Below are 15,056 nucleotides of genomic sequence, written 5' to 3'. Positions count from 1 at the left end.
TGAGCGCCCGGGACGGGGCGAGGTCGGCCAGCCAGTTCGAGACCGGCGCCGTCGCGCTGCCCAGGCGGGCGAGGGTCCCGTAGTTGCCGAACAGACACTTCTGAACGTCGAGTTCCCCCGGCTCCTCGTCCGGCGTCAGCCCCTCCACGAGCGAGTCGAACCGCTCGGGATCGGCGCCGCGGTTGATGCGGTCCCGGACGGCCGTGTTGATCCACGGAATGTCGATCTTCACCGGACACGCGTTGACACACCGCGAGCAGCCCGTACAGAGGTCGTTGAACTCCGCGGCGGACTCCTGCCCGTGGACGCCCGCTTCCCAGCCAGTGGCGATCCCGCCGGTGTAGGTCTCGCCGCCGAAGGCGTGGCCGCCGACGTGCTGGAAGTTCGCACACGAGTTCGCGCAGGCGCCACAGCGGATGCAGTACAGCGTCTCCCGGAGCTCGTCGTCCTCGCGCATAGCCGTCCGGCCGTTGTCGATGAGCACAAGGTGGAACTCGCGGTCCTCGGCACCGCCGCCGGACAGCGGTTCGTCGGGGTTCTCGAAGTCGATGACCGGCGAATCGACCGGCGGAGACAGCAGCGACAGGTAGGTCGCGATGTCCTGACCGGCGGCGGCTTTCGCGATGAGTTCGGCGAACGGCGGGAACTCCCGCACGCTCGGGATGAGCTTCTCGATGCCGGCAACCGCGACGTGGGTCTCCGGCGTCACCGCGCACTTCCGGGCGTTGCCCTCGTTGGTCACGAGCGCGATGGTCCCCGACTCGGCGAACACGAAGTTCGCGCCCGTCATCCCGACGTCCGCGTCCCTGATCTGCTCGCCGACGTAGTCGCGCGCGAACTGCGTGAGGTCCGTCGCGGTCTCGAACGGCGTCTCGGGATCGAAGCGGGCGTTGAAGAGTTCGGCGATCTCCTCGGTGGACTTGTGGAACGCGGGGCCCACGAGGTGCGAGGGCGCTTCGTCGGCGACCTGCAGGACGAACTCCCCGAGGTCGGTCTCGTAGACACCGACGTCGTTCGCCTCGAGCGCCTCGTTGACTTCGATCTCCTCGCTGGTCATCGACTTCGACTTGACGACCGACTCGGCGTCGTTGTCCTCGACGACCTCGGTGATGTAGCGGTTGGCGTCGCCGGCGTCGTCGGCGAGGTACACCGTCCCGCTGTTTGCTTCAACGCTCTCGCGGACCGTCTCGATCAGTTCGGGGAGGCGCTCGATGGCGTCTTCCTTGATGCGACGGGCCGCCGACCGGAGGTCCTCGATGTCGTCGGACCTGGCGTTGGCCTCGTACCGACCGTTGTTGATGTGGTTCGTGTTCTCGAACACCGCCTCGCCCTCGGTCTGGAAGAGGTGTCTGATGCGCGCGGCCTTCTCCGCTCGAGTGGTGGTTTCCGACATGATTAGCGATCCGTAATGACGATGGCGTGGACGGTTTGCGGGCCGTGAACGCCGCGGACGAGTTCGCCCATGTCCGCGGTCGCGCTGGCGCCGGTCGCCAGAATCGCCGAGTTGCGGCCCGCGTCGAACTCCTCGTCGAGCCACGCGGCGACCGACTCGACGTCCTCGTGGAGGTCGCTCGCGCGAACGACGCCGACGTGCGTCCGCGGGTACAGACTCACCGGTTCGGTGCCGTCTGCGCCCGACTGGATCACGAACGTGCCGTGCTCCGCGATTCCACCGTGCACTCTCGTGACGCCGGTTTCGGCGTCCATGAGCAGTCGCGGCGTCGGCGGGACGGTCACTTCGGTCTCCTCGAGGGAGACGCCCTCGATTCCGAGTGGCGCACCGACGGCCGGCGATTCGACCACCTTCTCGAGGGCCGCCTCGAACGCCGCCGCCTCGACGCGCGTGGACTCGACGTTCGCGGCCTCCATCGACGATGCGAAACGCTCTGTGATATCCGCTACCATTCGTCGAGAAATCGATCCGACACGTGTTATACCTACCGATCGGTTACACCGAACGAACCCGTCGCTCCGGCGACAGCGGCCGATTCAGTCTCTGCAGATCGGCCGTCCTCGCCGTCCGCCATCGACTCCCTTGTCTCGCCGACGGTCGAATCGCCGCCGACCGATGATGGCGAGGGAGTTTCAGGGTCGACGGCCGCGCAGCGCTCGAGGGATCCGCTCTCCCCTCGTCTCCGCTCGGCGGGAACTCCGATCAGCCGAACCGGAGCGAGAACCGTCCTTTCGCATTCGAAACCAAAATTTCACAGTCGCTGATGCATACCGAGACCCCAGTTATATCCGAATATTATAATAAGTATTAATAAGTGCGTTAGATTCTAACACATTGCATGTTCAGTAGGCGTGCGTACGTCACGGCAGCGGGTAGTATCGGGACGGGGTTGCTCGCCGGCTGTCTCGGCGGCGACAGCGGTGGAGAATACCCCAGCGATCAATTCCACGTCATCATCTCATGGGGACAGGGCGGCGGGACCGACATCTACACGCGACAGATCTGGCAGGAAATTGCGGACAACCACAACGTGGGTGTGCAGTTCGAAAACATCGAGGGGGCGGCGGGAATGCAGGGACTGAGTCGGATTTACAGCGCCAATCCCGACGGATACACCCTCGGCCCGATCAACTCCCCCGACGTGGCCCAGTTCCTCATCCAGGAACCCGGATTCAGCGTTACCGATTACAGTTACATCGGCGGCTACACGCGGGACGTCTGGGTGTTAGTATCGAACCCGGACGCAGGGCTGGATGACTTCGGAGCGATCGCCGACGCGTACGAGAGCGGCGACATCGAGGCGATCGGCGGCCAGCCGACGGGCTCTCCTAGCCACATCCTCGCCGAGACGATGAAGGGACGACTCGATATCCAGTGGGAGAACTTCATCGCGTACAACGGGAGCGGCCCCGTCCTCGAGGCGGTCGCCAGCAGCGAGGTTCCGGTCGGGATCGTCACCGAGACGGCCGCCGAAGACGCCCAGAGTCAGGTCAACGTGAACACCGCGTTACACAGCGACGGGAGCGGCGTGTTCCCCGACCTGCCGACGTACACTGACGCCGGCTACGATCCCGAAATCGACTTCATGGGCGGCTTCATGCGGGCGTTCATCGCGCCGCCGGAGCTGCCAGACGATCAGCTCCAGACCCTGACCGATAGCCTCGAAGAGACGCTCCAGAGCGACGCGATGGCGGAGTGGAGCGAGGAGACGGGCAACGACGTCCAGTTCATCAGTCCCGACGAGGCGGTCTCGGTCATGGAGGAGAACGAGGAAGCGATCCCCGAGAACGTCGACCTCGAAGAACTGCAATAGGTACAGGCATGGTCAACTCAATTTATCGTACGATAACGGACCGAGCGACGCCGGAAGCCGTGATGCTTGTCGGCATGCTCGTGGTCTCGAGCTACATGCTCGTCGAGTCGTTCGCGTTTTCCTACCAGGTCGCCATCTTCCCCCGCTTCACCGCAATCGCGACGATCTGTGGCGTGCTCCTGTTGCTCGCACGGGGGTATCTCCCCGAATCGATACGTAACGCCGTCGACGATTCGGGCTCGATGTTCGATTACGAGGAAGACGAACTCGTCGAGTCCGAGGAAGCGGTCACCTCGCAAGCGGAGCGAGACGGCGAGCACGGGGCCGCGTCGCCACACGCCGAGCGACAGCAGGCGATACTCGTCGGTCTGTTGGCCGGATACGGAGTCGTCGGCTACGCCATCGGCCTCGTGCTGGCGACGCCGCTGTTCGTGATCGCGTACTCGGCGCTCTTCGGCATCCGAAAGCGGATCGCGGCGGTGTTGCTCGGCATGGCAATCGCGATTGCCCTCTCGTTCGACTACATCCTGCCGGTCGACCTGATGCAGGGTGGATTGTAGATGATCGGGAGCGGCCTCACCGGCGCGATCAATATCCTCTTCACCGGCTCGACGTTGGGCTGGCTACTCGTCGGCATACTCCTGGGAATTGTGATCGGAGCGATACCCGGTTTGGGTCCCAACCTCGGGTTAGCGGTCGTACTCCCGTTGACGGTTCGCCTGAACGGACCTGACGCGATCATCCTGCTGATAAGCATCTACAGCGGCGCGATGTACGGCGGCAGCATCGCGTCGATCCTGATCAACACACCGGGGACGGCTGCGGCCGCGGCCACGACGCTCGACGGCTACCAGATGACACGGCAGGGCCGCGCGATGGATGCGCTCTCCATCTCGGCGACGGCGTCGGCGGTCGGCGGGCTGTTCGCGATCGTCACGCTGATCCTGCTGACGCCCTATCTGACGACGCTCGTTCTTCTCTTCGGATCGCCCGAGTACTTCCTGATCGCGCTGTTCGGTATCGCGTTGATCACCGTCGTCGCGCGCGGTTCGCTCGTCAAGGGGCTCACTGCTGGCGCCTTCGGCTTGCTCCTCTCGACGATCGGCTTCCCGATCGCCGTCGGACAGCCGCGGTACACGTTCGACACGATGTTGCTCTTCGACGGGTTGAACTTCGTCGCGGTCCTGATCGGTATCTTCGCCATCGGCGAGATGATCAAGCTCGCCGGCGAGCGCGGCGGAATCGCCAAGGATGGCGTCGACATGGACGGCAGCGTGATCTCCGGCGTCGTCGACGTGTTTCGGGCGCCGATCACGACGATCAAATCCGGCTACATCGGGATGTTCATCGGGGCGATTCCCGGCTCCGGCGCCTCCATTGCGAACTTCGTTTCCTACGCGGAAACGGTCCGGAGCGGCAGCGGCGACGAGGAGTACGGCTCCGGGAACCACCACGGGGTCATCGCCTCGGAAGCGGCGAACAACGGAACGGTCGCCGGCTCGCTGATTCCGACGTTCTCGTTCGGCATCCCGGGGAGCGGATCGACCGCGATCCTGCTCGGCGGGCTGATGATGCACGGGCTGAACCCCGGACCGGAGCTGTTCACGACAAATATCGACATTACCTACAGCGTGTTCCTCTCGCTGCTGATCGGCAACATCGTCATCCTCGCCGTCGGGCTCTTCTTCATCACGAAGACCTCGTACGTCACCGTGGTGAACTCGAACTACCTCATTCCGCTCGTAATCGTCTTCTCCACCCTCGGCTCCCTCGGGCTCCGGGGGAATTGGCTCGACGTCTTCACCGTTCTGTTCTTCGGCGTGTTCGGGTTCTTCCTGATGACGTACGATTACTCGATCATCGCGTTCGTCCTCGGGATCATTCTCGGCCCGATCGCGGAGGAGAACCTTATCCGCTCGCTGCAGTTGTCAGACGGCTCGCTGATGATATTCGTCGAGGAGCCGATCCCGCTGCTCCTGACGCTGATGACGGTCGCACTCGTCGGACTACCCCTCCTGAAAGCGATCGCGTCACCGATTCGACGGTACGTGGCGAGCGCCAGGTGAGGTGGGTCTCTCCCCGCTATGGGGACATCGGAGCGCTCGAGGCCCGACCCGCGTTCGGTTCCATCGATTCACATTCGGGCACCGTCGGCCCGCGTTCGAGTACCATCGCCCGCACACCCGAGATGGGTAGCTATTTGGCCCTCGATCGGATTGCTACCGATGGGATTCCTGCATGGAAATCACAAGCGTACGAGCGTTGACGTACACGGTTCCCGCGGACGTTCCCGGCGGGGACGACGTGGAGGACACGATCGTGTTCGTCACCGTCGAGACGGACGAGGGGATCACCGGATACGGCGAGACCGGCTACCTCTATCCGGAGGCCACGGCGTCGTTTGTCAACGAGCAGATCGCACCGCTGGTAACCGGGCGGAACCCGCTCGAAACGGAACGCGTCTGGGACCTGCTCTACCGCGAGCTCAATCCGCGAGCGCAGACGGGGACCTGGAGCACGGCGGTGAGCGCCGTCGACATCGCGCTCTGGGACATCAAGGGGAAGGCGTACGACGAACCGATCTGGCGCCTCCTGGGCGGCGCGTCCGAGACGGTCCCGGTGTACCACACGATTGGGCGAGCGATCCGGGACGAGGAGCGACTCGCCGAGATCGCGAGCGGCCTCGCCTCCGACGACGCGGATCGCATCAAGATCGTCGTCGGGAAGGGCGAGTGGGCGACGCCGAGCATCGACGCGGAGCGAGTGACCGCGGTCCGCGACGCGATCGGCGACGACGTCGAGCTCGCGATCGACGCGAACTACCTGTACTCGGTCGACGAAGCGCTCGAGCTGTGTAACCGGCTCGAGTCGGCGTCGGTCTCGCTCAGCTGGTTCGAGGAGCCGGTCTACGGGAACGACGTGTCGCTGCTGTCGGATCTCCGGAATCGAACGCGGGTTCCGCTCGGGGCGGGACAGAACGAGGGCCACCGCTTCCGGCACCGGGAACTCATCGAGAACGGGGCGATCGACATCAGCATGCCGAACGCGTGTTTCGTCGGCGGATTCACCGAAGCGACGAAGGTCGTGGGGATGGCGGAGGCGTTCAATCTTCGGCTCGTTCACGGCGGTGGCTGGCCCTTCCAGAATGCGCACCTGTACGCGGGTCTCGCTGCCGGTGACCTAGTCGAGTTCCACGACATCGTCTGGAGCGTCGGCAACGAAATCTACGAGTCGCCGCCGCAGCCGTCGGGCGGCTCGATCACGCTCCCGGAAGAGCCGGGACTCGGGATAACGCCGGACTGGGACGTGCTGGACGAGTACGAGGACGGAAGCGGCCGATCGTGACCGCGTTCCCCGATCGACCAGCGCTACCGGCCCGAAAATAGCAGCTGAGACTGCCCAACGGGTGGCACTTCTCCAAAACCATTAGTAGGACGCGTGTGAACGTACACCAAATGGCAATCCTGTGTGCGATCGACGACGACCAGTTCAGTAACGCGGTCGTGACGACAGCGGCCGACCTGGCCGACGCCTACGACAACGAACTCGTCGTGCTCCACGTCATGACTCGAGACCGGTTCGAATCGCGGGCGGACGGCCAACCGGAGTACTACGTCGATGATGGGGCGAAAGACGCCGCCAACAGGGCTCGGAAGATCGCCACGAACGCGGGCGCCGACGGCGACGCCGTCGTCCTGAAGGGCCGCGTCGGCTCACCCGCCGACGAGATCGTCGACATGGCCGAGCGACTTGAGCCCCGATACCTCGTCCTCGGCGGGCGAAAGCGGTCGCCGGTCGGCAAGGCCCTGTTCGGTAGCATCACGCAGTCGGTGCTCCTCGAGGTCGAGGCGCCGACCGTGACGATCATGCACGACTAGCCGGTCGTCGGTGGACGGTCCGAAACTGGGGTGCCTTGAGCTACCGTGACCGCGGGAGCGCGTGGGCCAGCAGTTCGACCGGGGTCGACGGCTCATCGCCGTCGAGGTCGCTCCCGGCGAGCGAGCTCTCGGCTGGGACAGGCTCGAGGCGCCTGTCACTGAGCTGGGTGCGACAGGAGGTGCCCGGCGCGGTGACGACGGTCGCCTCGCTGTCCTCGATCTGGCGACTAAGATGTCGCCGATCGACTGGCTGAGCGAGTGGTGTTCGGCCTCGTAGCCGAAGCTGCCGTCCATGCTACAGCAGCCCAAATCGAGCGGGTCGACCCCGTAGCCCGCGCGCCGGAGGACGCCGACGGCGTGGTGGTCCTTCTTGACGGCCTTCTGGTGGCAGTGGCCGTGGTAGGCCAGCGACTCGGCCGGCGCCGCCCAGTCGACGTTCTCGCCGAGGCGGAACGTGTCGAGATACTCGCAGACGCCGTAACTGTTCGCGGCGACCGACTCGACGGCGATGCCCAACAGCAGGTCCAGCGCGTCGGACTGGAACATCATCGCGTCGGAGGGCTCTGCGTCGACGACGGCTGGGACGTCGTCGACGCGGGGCCGGAGTTCGGCGACGTTCGATCGCATCGTCCCGCGGGCCTGGTTGACGAACCCCTTCGAGAGTGCAGGCCGACACGGACATCGTCACCGAGGAATGATTCACCATCGAGGACAAGGGCTACTTCCTCAAGGCCCCCTCGAGCGTCGCTGGCCCCGAGGATGGCATCGAACTGCTCTTCAACGACCGCCGCGTCGACCACGAGATCGAACTCGGCTTCGTCATGGGCGAGGACGTCAAGGAAATCGACGCCGACGACGTCTGGGACGCGGTTCTCGGCTACACGATCCTACTCGATGTCTCCGTCCGCGGCGATCAGGACCGCTCGAACCGCAAGTCCTACGACACCTTCACGATCATCGGGCCCTGTGTCACGACCGCTGACGAGTTCGACGACCCCCACGACCTCGAGATAGAGTTGCAGCTCAACGGCGAGATCCAACAGTAGCAGAACACCGGCGGCATGATCTACAGCTGCACCGACATCGTCGAATACGCCTCCATTGGCGCGACGCTCGAGGCCGAGATCAAGGACGTTGACGTCCGGAAAAGCCAGAAGGACGAGTAACGAGGACGGATAAATACGACCTCGGCCGCGGCTCTCGGTTCGATCATTCTCGGGTAGGCGATTGGTAGTACGTTCTCAGCAGTAGCTGAAGTCGTGACGGGCACGGGTGACGCGATAGCGCTCAGGAGAGGTCATGAAAGGAGTTCCGTCTTTGAGACGATTCGGGCGCGCGACTCTCCGAAGCTCACCGGATCGTCGCAGTGACTCGACTCCTGAAGCGATCGAATCGAGATTCTCGTCCGCTTGTACCATCCCCGTCCGTGCCCTATTATAGCATATATCATAAATAAAGATGGGGAGCTGAAAATGGCACTGTATAGTTCTGCACTTCCTCGATCGGTGTCTTTCCGTCGAGAGCTTGGTGCGGTCTCTGGCGGTCGTAGTAGTGCATGAATTGTTCAAACCATTCGCGTGCGCTCGACCGACTGACCACCCACGAGTTGTGGAAGCGGTCGATGCGCATTTTGAGGGTGTGAAACCATTTTTCGATGAGGTTTCTCTCGGTGTAGTTGATCCGACCGCTCAATCCTAATCGAGCAAGGGAAGTCCAATATCCAAATTGACCCAGGAGAAATACAGTGTCGGAGAGATCGTATTTCTCGGCGAGTCGATGCAGAAACGCAGCTGCCGGATCGATGCCATGCCGACCAAATAACGCGACATCGAGAATCAGCTTTATCTCGGTGTATATTGCAGCGTACAACCAAGACCACTCACCGCTGATCTTGACAGCAGTCTCGTCAACCGCGACCCGCTTCGGCTGCGCCTCAGGCGGGTCGCACCCGCTGTCAGCCAGCCGATGCACCCAATTCCAAACCGCTCCATGCGAGCGTTCAACGCCAAATTCCGCCAAGATTGTTGTTGTCTCTCGGAGCGAACAACCGGTTTCGTGGGGGCGGACGGCGAACGCCCTGACGCAATCGCCGTCCGCTTACGGTCGTGTTTAGTTTGTAGCATTGTGCCAGACGGCGAAGGCTTGGAGCCACGATTCTGCTGTTGACGGTTGTGCGTGGCTGAAACAGTTTGAGAACGAAGAGGTACGACACTTTATCTCACGGAAGACACGTTCAGCACTGTTCCGATTTCCATGTTTTTCGTCTCGAAATCGGAGCCCAGATCGACGGAGTGCAGTCTGTAGATGTTTTGCTCCATCGACGAGAAACACGGCATCATCGAGGTCATGTTTCTCAGTAAGTTCCTGCAGGAACCGCTCTGTCAACGCGGTCGTAGTCGTCGAATACGGCCGAATATGGGGTATTTTGTTCGTTTTCGGGTCGACAGCAGTGTACACAATCCAGCTGCTACACCCGCTGAGGCGGTCGATTTTTGGCATGGTCACCATAAAATCGTGCCGCCTCACTTTTCACGCTTAACGAAACAGCACCCCGCTTACGCTCCCAACATTCATCAAATTCCGCCACGAGCTCTCGCTGAGCAGGTCTGCGAGCATTCTAGTCTATTTCACTCAACGACCTGCTCGTTCCCCAAACTGGCACACTAGACAGTGCCAGGTACGTCATTTTATCTCTCTAAGGACATATTCGGCATTATTTCGATTCCGTGTCGTTCGTATCTGAAACCGAGATTATATCGCTCACAAGCGTAGTTCAATGCGTGGTCGCCATCAATGTGAAACACGGCGTCGGAGACGTCGTGTTCCTCTCTTGAAGTTCCCGAATAAACGTATTGGCATTGTTCAGATTAGCTGGTTCCAGCAGTATGCGTAGCTCTGCAACCATGTTTCAGCAGTTTCTGGATCGGCGTTTCTAAAACAATTTCCAAACTGGGAGATACGCCGTTTTATCTCTTGAAAGAGACGTTCGACAGCGTTTCGATTTCCATATTTTTCGTATCGAAATCGGAGCCCGAGATGATGAAGGGTAGCTTTCAGCCATGGAGCTGAATCAACGAGAAACACGGCGTCTTCGACGGCGTGTTTCTCTCTGAGTTCGTGGAGAAATATCTCGGTCAGTGCGGTCGTACGCGTCGAGTAGAGTCTGACATGGAGGAATTCGTTCGTCTCAGGATCGACGGCAGCGTACAGCCAGTAGCGCTGATCAGTAAGTTGGATCATGGTTTCGTCGAGTGCGATGTGATCCGGCTGTTTTCCAGCTGTCGGCTGTAGATTGGCTTTCTGCACCCAATTATGGATCGTCGATCTCTCCCGTTCGACACCGAACCCCTCCAGAACAGAAACAGTATCCGAAAGTGATAGACCGGAAAGATGGAGCTGGATACTCAACCGCATCAACTCGCGCGGTGTCGCCTCATGCTCCACAAAACCTAACTGAATCTCGGTGCTAGGCCCGTTGAGGCCGGTGGATTTTGGCATGGACACCTGAAATCTCACCGCCTCGTTCCTTCAAACTCTAATCTGAACAGCGCCAAACGTATTCGCAATAACCTTTATTTTGGATAGTTCAAGCTTTGTATGGCGCTCTTGGGTAGAGGATTGTTGGTCACGGTTCGGCAGTAGCTGAAAGTCGTAGCAGGCAAGGGTGGTGCGCTCGCGCCACCCGACGAAGCATGATTCCACTCAAGACGTTCGTCTCGGAGCGTCGTGCTGCGAACCTGCTGGCACAGGTTCGCTGGCGTGACGGCGTCTATTGCCCACGCTGCCGTGGCGAATCCGTGATTCGGTACGGCAGCTATCGAGTGTTTCAGCGATACCGCTGTAAGAATTGCGACCGCACGTTCAAGGACCAAACAGACACCGTCTTCGAACACTCCGCAGCGCCCCTCATGGTTTCTCGCGGTCTACACATATATCCGGTTCAACACCAGTCTCCGTCAACTCGATGTCGAGATTGACGTTTCCTACATGGCTGTTTACCGGTGCGTCCAGCGCTTCCTGCGAGCGCTGGACGCACCTCAGATCCACCTCGAAGGCCCGGTCGAGATCGACGAACTGTACGTCAAAGGTGGGCTCAAAGGTCGCGATCGCGACGGTCTGTCGCGCTCGCGTGGACTCTCGACACGCGGGCGAGGAACGTATGACGAAGACAAGCCACCGGTGTTCCTCTTGGCAGATCGTGGCACCGGCAATCGGTACGTGCTGCCAGCGAAAACCGCCGACGAATCGACCATTCGACTCCTGCTGGCGGTCGGCCAGCAGGAGTCGCTCACCGTCTCCACTGACGGCTTTCGAGCGTACGAACCACTGGAAGAGGACGACGCATTCGACCGCGAATACGTCGTCCACGGGGACGGCGAATACGTCGATGGTGACGTTCACGTCAACACCTGTGAGAGCCACGGATCGCTGGTGCGATCCTGACTCTCTCCCCACCGAGGCGTCTCCATGGACAAACTCACACCGTATCTTCGTGCGTTTCAGCTACACCGTCGTGTCTACCGAAAACCGGGGAAAGAAGTGCTGAAAACCCTTCTCGAAACTGCACTCTAACTTACCAACAATCTACGCCATAAGAGAGCCAATTATTTTGGAACCACCATAATTACGATACCGACGAGAATCACCCCTATTTGAGCGAGATTGCCGACAACTGGCGTTACCTTTGATGGCAGTCGTGAGCTGAATCCCTTCGAGTTGAGACCAATAGAGAGTATAGCCGTACCGGTGATCACTGCTACCGCCGTTATGATGGTGTTCAGTGAGACATTTGGTGAAACCAGTTGAGGGTTATAAATGAATGCGAAGGGAAGGATAAATACAGGAATTGCTATTTTCATCGCTTCGGCACAACTTTTCCAAAAGTCAGCATCAGCAATTCCACTGGCGATAACAATTCCTGGGGCAATTGGTGGAGTGATGGCAGCCAAAATTGCAAAGTAGAGCACGAAGAAATGAGCTGGTAGTTCTGGGATACCGAAATCAATTAGGTTAGGCGCGATGAGGAGTGCAACAACGAGATATGATGCACTCGTTGGCATACCCATCCCAAGGATGATACAGAGAACCATCGTCATGCCAAGCAAGACGGGTAATATGCCGCCGGATATATCAATGAGAGCAAACGCAAGAGTGGCGGGTAATCCGGTGGTGAACAACGTATCGACCATCAGTCCGATCGCCGCAACGACGACCGTAAGTGGGGCGAGCGACTCTATTCCGTCTCGGATCCCGTTTCCGAACTGTGAAAGTGCTGATTGTGGAATTGCATTGAGTTCCATTGTCGGGTCCAGGAGATTACTTACAATCAGGAATGCAAACCCAGTGAGAACCATTGTACCTGCAGAGAACATCCCTGCACGCATCACAGTCGCTCGAGCGATGCCTAATTGATAGAAGAGAACTCCAATTGGAATGAGGAATTGTAGAACCTCAAGAAGGCGATAACCAAATGCGTCCTGGCGGGGATGCTCTGACTTCAGCCACTCCCGCATCTCGGGAATTTCTTCGATAACCCGGGATCTCGAGAGTAGCTGAGTGTTTGTTTCCCGTTTGTTGATCTGGTAGACAGATATGGAGATTGTGAGGTAGAAGATCAATGCTGGGACAGCAGCGGCCACAAATATATCCAGAAGGGGTCGAGCGAGAATGTCCGCCATAAGGAAGGCAGCGACACCCATCACTGGTGGCATAATTTGTCCACCCGAGGATGCGACAGCTTCTATTGCGGCGGCCTGTTCTTTCTTGATGCCCGTACTCTTCAGAACCGGGATTGTGAAGGACCCGGTGATTGTTGTGTTCGCTAAGGCACTCCCATTGATCGATCCAATTAACAGACTGCTGACAACGGCCATCTGGCCGACGCCGGTTTTCACCCGACTTGAAAGCCAGAATGCGCCGCGGACAATCAGTCCGAATCCACCGAAACTACGGAGTAAGCCGGCTAGCAAAAGGAATGGTGCAACCATCGTTCCCATGACTTGAGTGAGGGTCCCATAGATTCCTTGAAAGTCCAGAATTCCAACCTGAAGGCCACGTTCGATGCTTAGGCCACCGTGGTAGAGCCAAGATGGGAAGAGATACCCAAACTGACTGTAGAAAATGACTGCAACAATCATCCCTACAAACGCTGTACCATATGCATCGTAGGTTAGGTAGAGAATGGTAGCGATAAACACGGCTGCAATGACATAATCGACCTGAGTACCATATCCTACACGGACTGTCTGGAGCTCTTGAAAATTCAAAATAACATACACAGTGGTAATTACATTAGCTACTAGCGAGAAAACCAGAGCTCCAGTCCGATCAGTCTGTTCTTTCTGTCTTGCTTCGTGGATATTCTCGATAGTATAAGCCGTGATTGCGCCCCCAAGCACGATAACACCGAATAGGGGCCTTGCAAGTCCCTGTTCAATCGTTTGCCAAGATACGAATGCCCAGAAGGCAATGGCAATTATATACTGAATTGTGGTAATATGAGTTATTGATCGAAGGGAAGGGAGTTTCGCTGACTGGTTTGACAATCTCATTATGTTATTAAGTCCAATCACTGGTAGTGTTATACTTGTTCACTAACTGAGGCTATATGTGGCGTGTAGTGAAACATTCACCCGGATCCAATTGACCATTCGTCAAGAGAAATACCTCTGCCTTCGAGGTATGCGGCTGCACCAGGGTGGATAGTAAAGTCAGGGAGAAAACCACTTACGAGGGCTTCGTCGGTTGCGTCCAGGACACCACCGTAAGTTTCTTTGACCTGGTCCCAGTTCTCAATCCAGCTCTGTGTCACATGTTCAACGATATCTGCAGAAAGATGGTCGCTATAAATAATATTTGAAGTGTCGGTCCAAGCAGTAACTTCGTTAACATTCTCGAACGGTTCCGGTTGAATTGTTTCGATTGGTGGAGACGTGAGGCCAGAGACCTGTTCTCGCTGTTCGTCAGTCATCTTGACAGCCTTCAGGTCAACCCGATTCATCAGTTCTTGCATACCACCGGATGCGGAAGTACCGCGGAGTGTGGTATATCCACCACAGGCCTCAATACGGCCGTTTTCCAGCGCGGATCCGAATTCATTTAGTGGAATCTCACGATGCTCGTAGTCGCCTTTAATGCCGAGCTCTTCAAACACGGTCATCGTCAATTGATAGAGTGCGGAACCAGTTCCGAAGGTTGTGATTGTTTGGCCCGTGAGATCGTCGTACGTTTCGATGTCACTGTCTGCAGTGGTCAGCATGAAACACTCTGCACCAGTAACGGAGAAACCGGTCCAAAGTGGATTACTTGGAGGTTGGTCCTCGAAGGGGCCCGCCTCTTGAAGGGCATCATAATGAAGGTTATTCGAAATAATGGCCAGATCGTAATCATTCCCAAGGGATCGGGTATTGGCTACCTGTCCTCCCGAGGATTGGGCGGAGAGATTGACTTGATCGCTGTGCTCTCGAATAACGCTTTGGAGAGCCTGTCCAATCGAGAACGTTGAAGAACCCTGTTCACTTGTTCCCATCACCCAGTTCTCGGATCCCCCTCCGCCAGAACTGCAACCAGCGATGGAAGTGATGCCAGCTGCACCTACTGTTCGAAGAGCGTTACGTCGACTCATTAGTGAATAGTTATCGTGGTTCATTGCTTGTTTCACTCCTACTGAGATGATGTGCCACAATAAATATTGCGATCGGTCGTACATGGTGTCTAATGACAGTGTTCAACCAGCCATTTGTTGTAACCAAGTAAGACCGAGCCCAGCCCTCTAGGGATTTCCTCAGAATGTTCGCCGATTCATAGTCACTATCGGTTGGTTTTAGGTTGCAAACCTGATCTCATCAGGTAGAAAATGGTCGTGATGAACGCCGCTACGAAGACGTAATCAGTCGTCTTGATAGATTCAACT

General features: G+C 58.5%; 10 protein-coding genes and 5 pseudogenes. 7 read left to right on the top strand and 8 right to left on the bottom strand.

Translation table 11 applies throughout. The annotated features are described in order from the left end of the window. A partial coding sequence (locus PGX04_RS09890; protein WP_273738343.1) for a lactate utilization protein B occupies positions 1-1,393 on the bottom strand: 1,393 nt, incomplete at its 3' end. Between the two features lie 2 nt (positions 1,394-1,395). Further along, the gene (locus PGX04_RS09885; protein ID WP_273738341.1) at positions 1,396-1,905 is read right to left on the bottom strand and encodes an LUD domain-containing protein; all 510 of its coding nucleotides are present in this window, start codon (positions 1,903-1,905) and stop codon (positions 1,396-1,398) included. 386 nt (positions 1,906-2,291) lie between these two features. Here PGX04_RS09885 and PGX04_RS09880 point away from each other — a divergent pair, with 386 nt between their 5' ends. The 5 genes from PGX04_RS09880 to PGX04_RS09860 all read left to right on the top strand — a co-directional run bounded on the left by PGX04_RS09880 (position 2,292) and on the right by PGX04_RS09860 (position 7,144). Further along, positions 2,292-3,266 (top strand): Bug family tripartite tricarboxylate transporter substrate binding protein, encoded by a 975-nt coding sequence (locus PGX04_RS09880; RefSeq protein WP_273738340.1) that lies wholly within the window; start codon positions 2,292-2,294, stop codon positions 3,264-3,266. 8 nt (positions 3,267-3,274) lie between these two features. Beyond that, a complete protein-coding gene (locus PGX04_RS09875) occupies positions 3,275-3,826 on the top strand; it encodes a tripartite tricarboxylate transporter TctB family protein (protein WP_273738338.1) in 552 nt (183 codons plus the stop codon). Then, positions 3,827-5,332 (top strand): tripartite tricarboxylate transporter permease, encoded by a 1,506-nt coding sequence (locus PGX04_RS09870; RefSeq protein WP_273738337.1) that lies wholly within the window; start codon positions 3,827-3,829, stop codon positions 5,330-5,332. It abuts the gene before it with no gap. Between the two features lie 172 nt (positions 5,333-5,504). Continuing rightward, positions 5,505-6,611 carry a mandelate racemase/muconate lactonizing enzyme family protein gene (locus tag PGX04_RS09865; protein WP_273738336.1) on the top strand — a complete coding sequence of 369 codons (1,107 nt, stop codon included), beginning with the start codon at positions 5,505-5,507 and terminating at the stop codon, positions 6,609-6,611. A gap of 110 nt (positions 6,612-6,721) precedes the next feature. Continuing rightward, positions 6,722-7,144, top strand: coding sequence for a universal stress protein (locus tag PGX04_RS09860; protein ID WP_273738335.1), 423 nt, complete (start codon positions 6,722-6,724; stop codon positions 7,142-7,144). Positions 7,145-7,184: 40 nt separating this feature from the next. On the opposite strand, the pseudogene PGX04_RS09855 reads toward PGX04_RS09860, so the two are convergent. Then, positions 7,185-7,816: pseudogene (locus PGX04_RS09855) on the bottom strand ((Fe-S)-binding protein); the annotation flags it as partial. Between PGX04_RS09855 and PGX04_RS09850 the strand changes: the two are divergent. Next, positions 7,813-8,310 (top strand): annotated as a pseudogene (locus PGX04_RS09850) (fumarylacetoacetate hydrolase family protein); the annotation flags it as partial. The pseudogenes PGX04_RS09855 and PGX04_RS09850 overlap by 4 nt on opposite strands. A 280-nt stretch (positions 8,311-8,590) precedes the next feature. Here the strand turns inward: PGX04_RS09850 and PGX04_RS09845 are convergent. The 3 genes and pseudogenes from PGX04_RS09845 to PGX04_RS09830 form a co-directional block, all read right to left on the bottom strand. Continuing rightward, positions 8,591-9,226: pseudogene (locus PGX04_RS09845) on the bottom strand (IS6 family transposase); the annotation flags it as partial. Between the two features lie 27 nt (positions 9,227-9,253). Next, positions 9,254-9,598, bottom strand: a pseudogene (locus PGX04_RS09840) (transposase domain-containing protein); the annotation flags it as partial. Between the two features lie 408 nt (positions 9,599-10,006). Further along, a complete protein-coding gene (locus PGX04_RS09830; protein ID WP_273738334.1) occupies positions 10,007-10,642 on the bottom strand; it encodes an IS6 family transposase in 636 nt (211 codons plus the stop codon). Positions 10,643-10,836: 194 nt separating this feature from the next. Here PGX04_RS09830 and PGX04_RS09825 point away from each other — a divergent pair. After that, a pseudogene (locus PGX04_RS09825) lies at positions 10,837-11,716 on the top strand (IS1595 family transposase). Between the two features lie 32 nt (positions 11,717-11,748). Here PGX04_RS09825 and PGX04_RS09820 read toward each other — a convergent pair. Both PGX04_RS09820 and PGX04_RS09815 read right to left on the bottom strand, forming a co-directional pair. Continuing rightward, a complete protein-coding gene (locus PGX04_RS09820) occupies positions 11,749-13,695 on the bottom strand; it encodes a TRAP transporter permease (RefSeq protein WP_273738333.1) in 1,947 nt (648 codons plus the stop codon). A 77-nt stretch (positions 13,696-13,772) separates the two neighbouring features. After that, on the bottom strand, positions 13,773-14,792 hold the full coding sequence (locus tag PGX04_RS09815) for a TAXI family TRAP transporter solute-binding subunit (protein ID WP_273738332.1): 1,020 nt from the start codon (positions 14,790-14,792) through the stop codon (positions 13,773-13,775). Between the last annotated feature and the right edge of the window lie 264 nt (positions 14,793-15,056).

The sequence above is a fragment of the Natrinema soli genome (assembly GCF_028618695.1).
The sequence above is the reverse complement of the archived record's forward strand: the minus strand, read 5'-3'. Positions and strand labels throughout refer to the sequence as shown.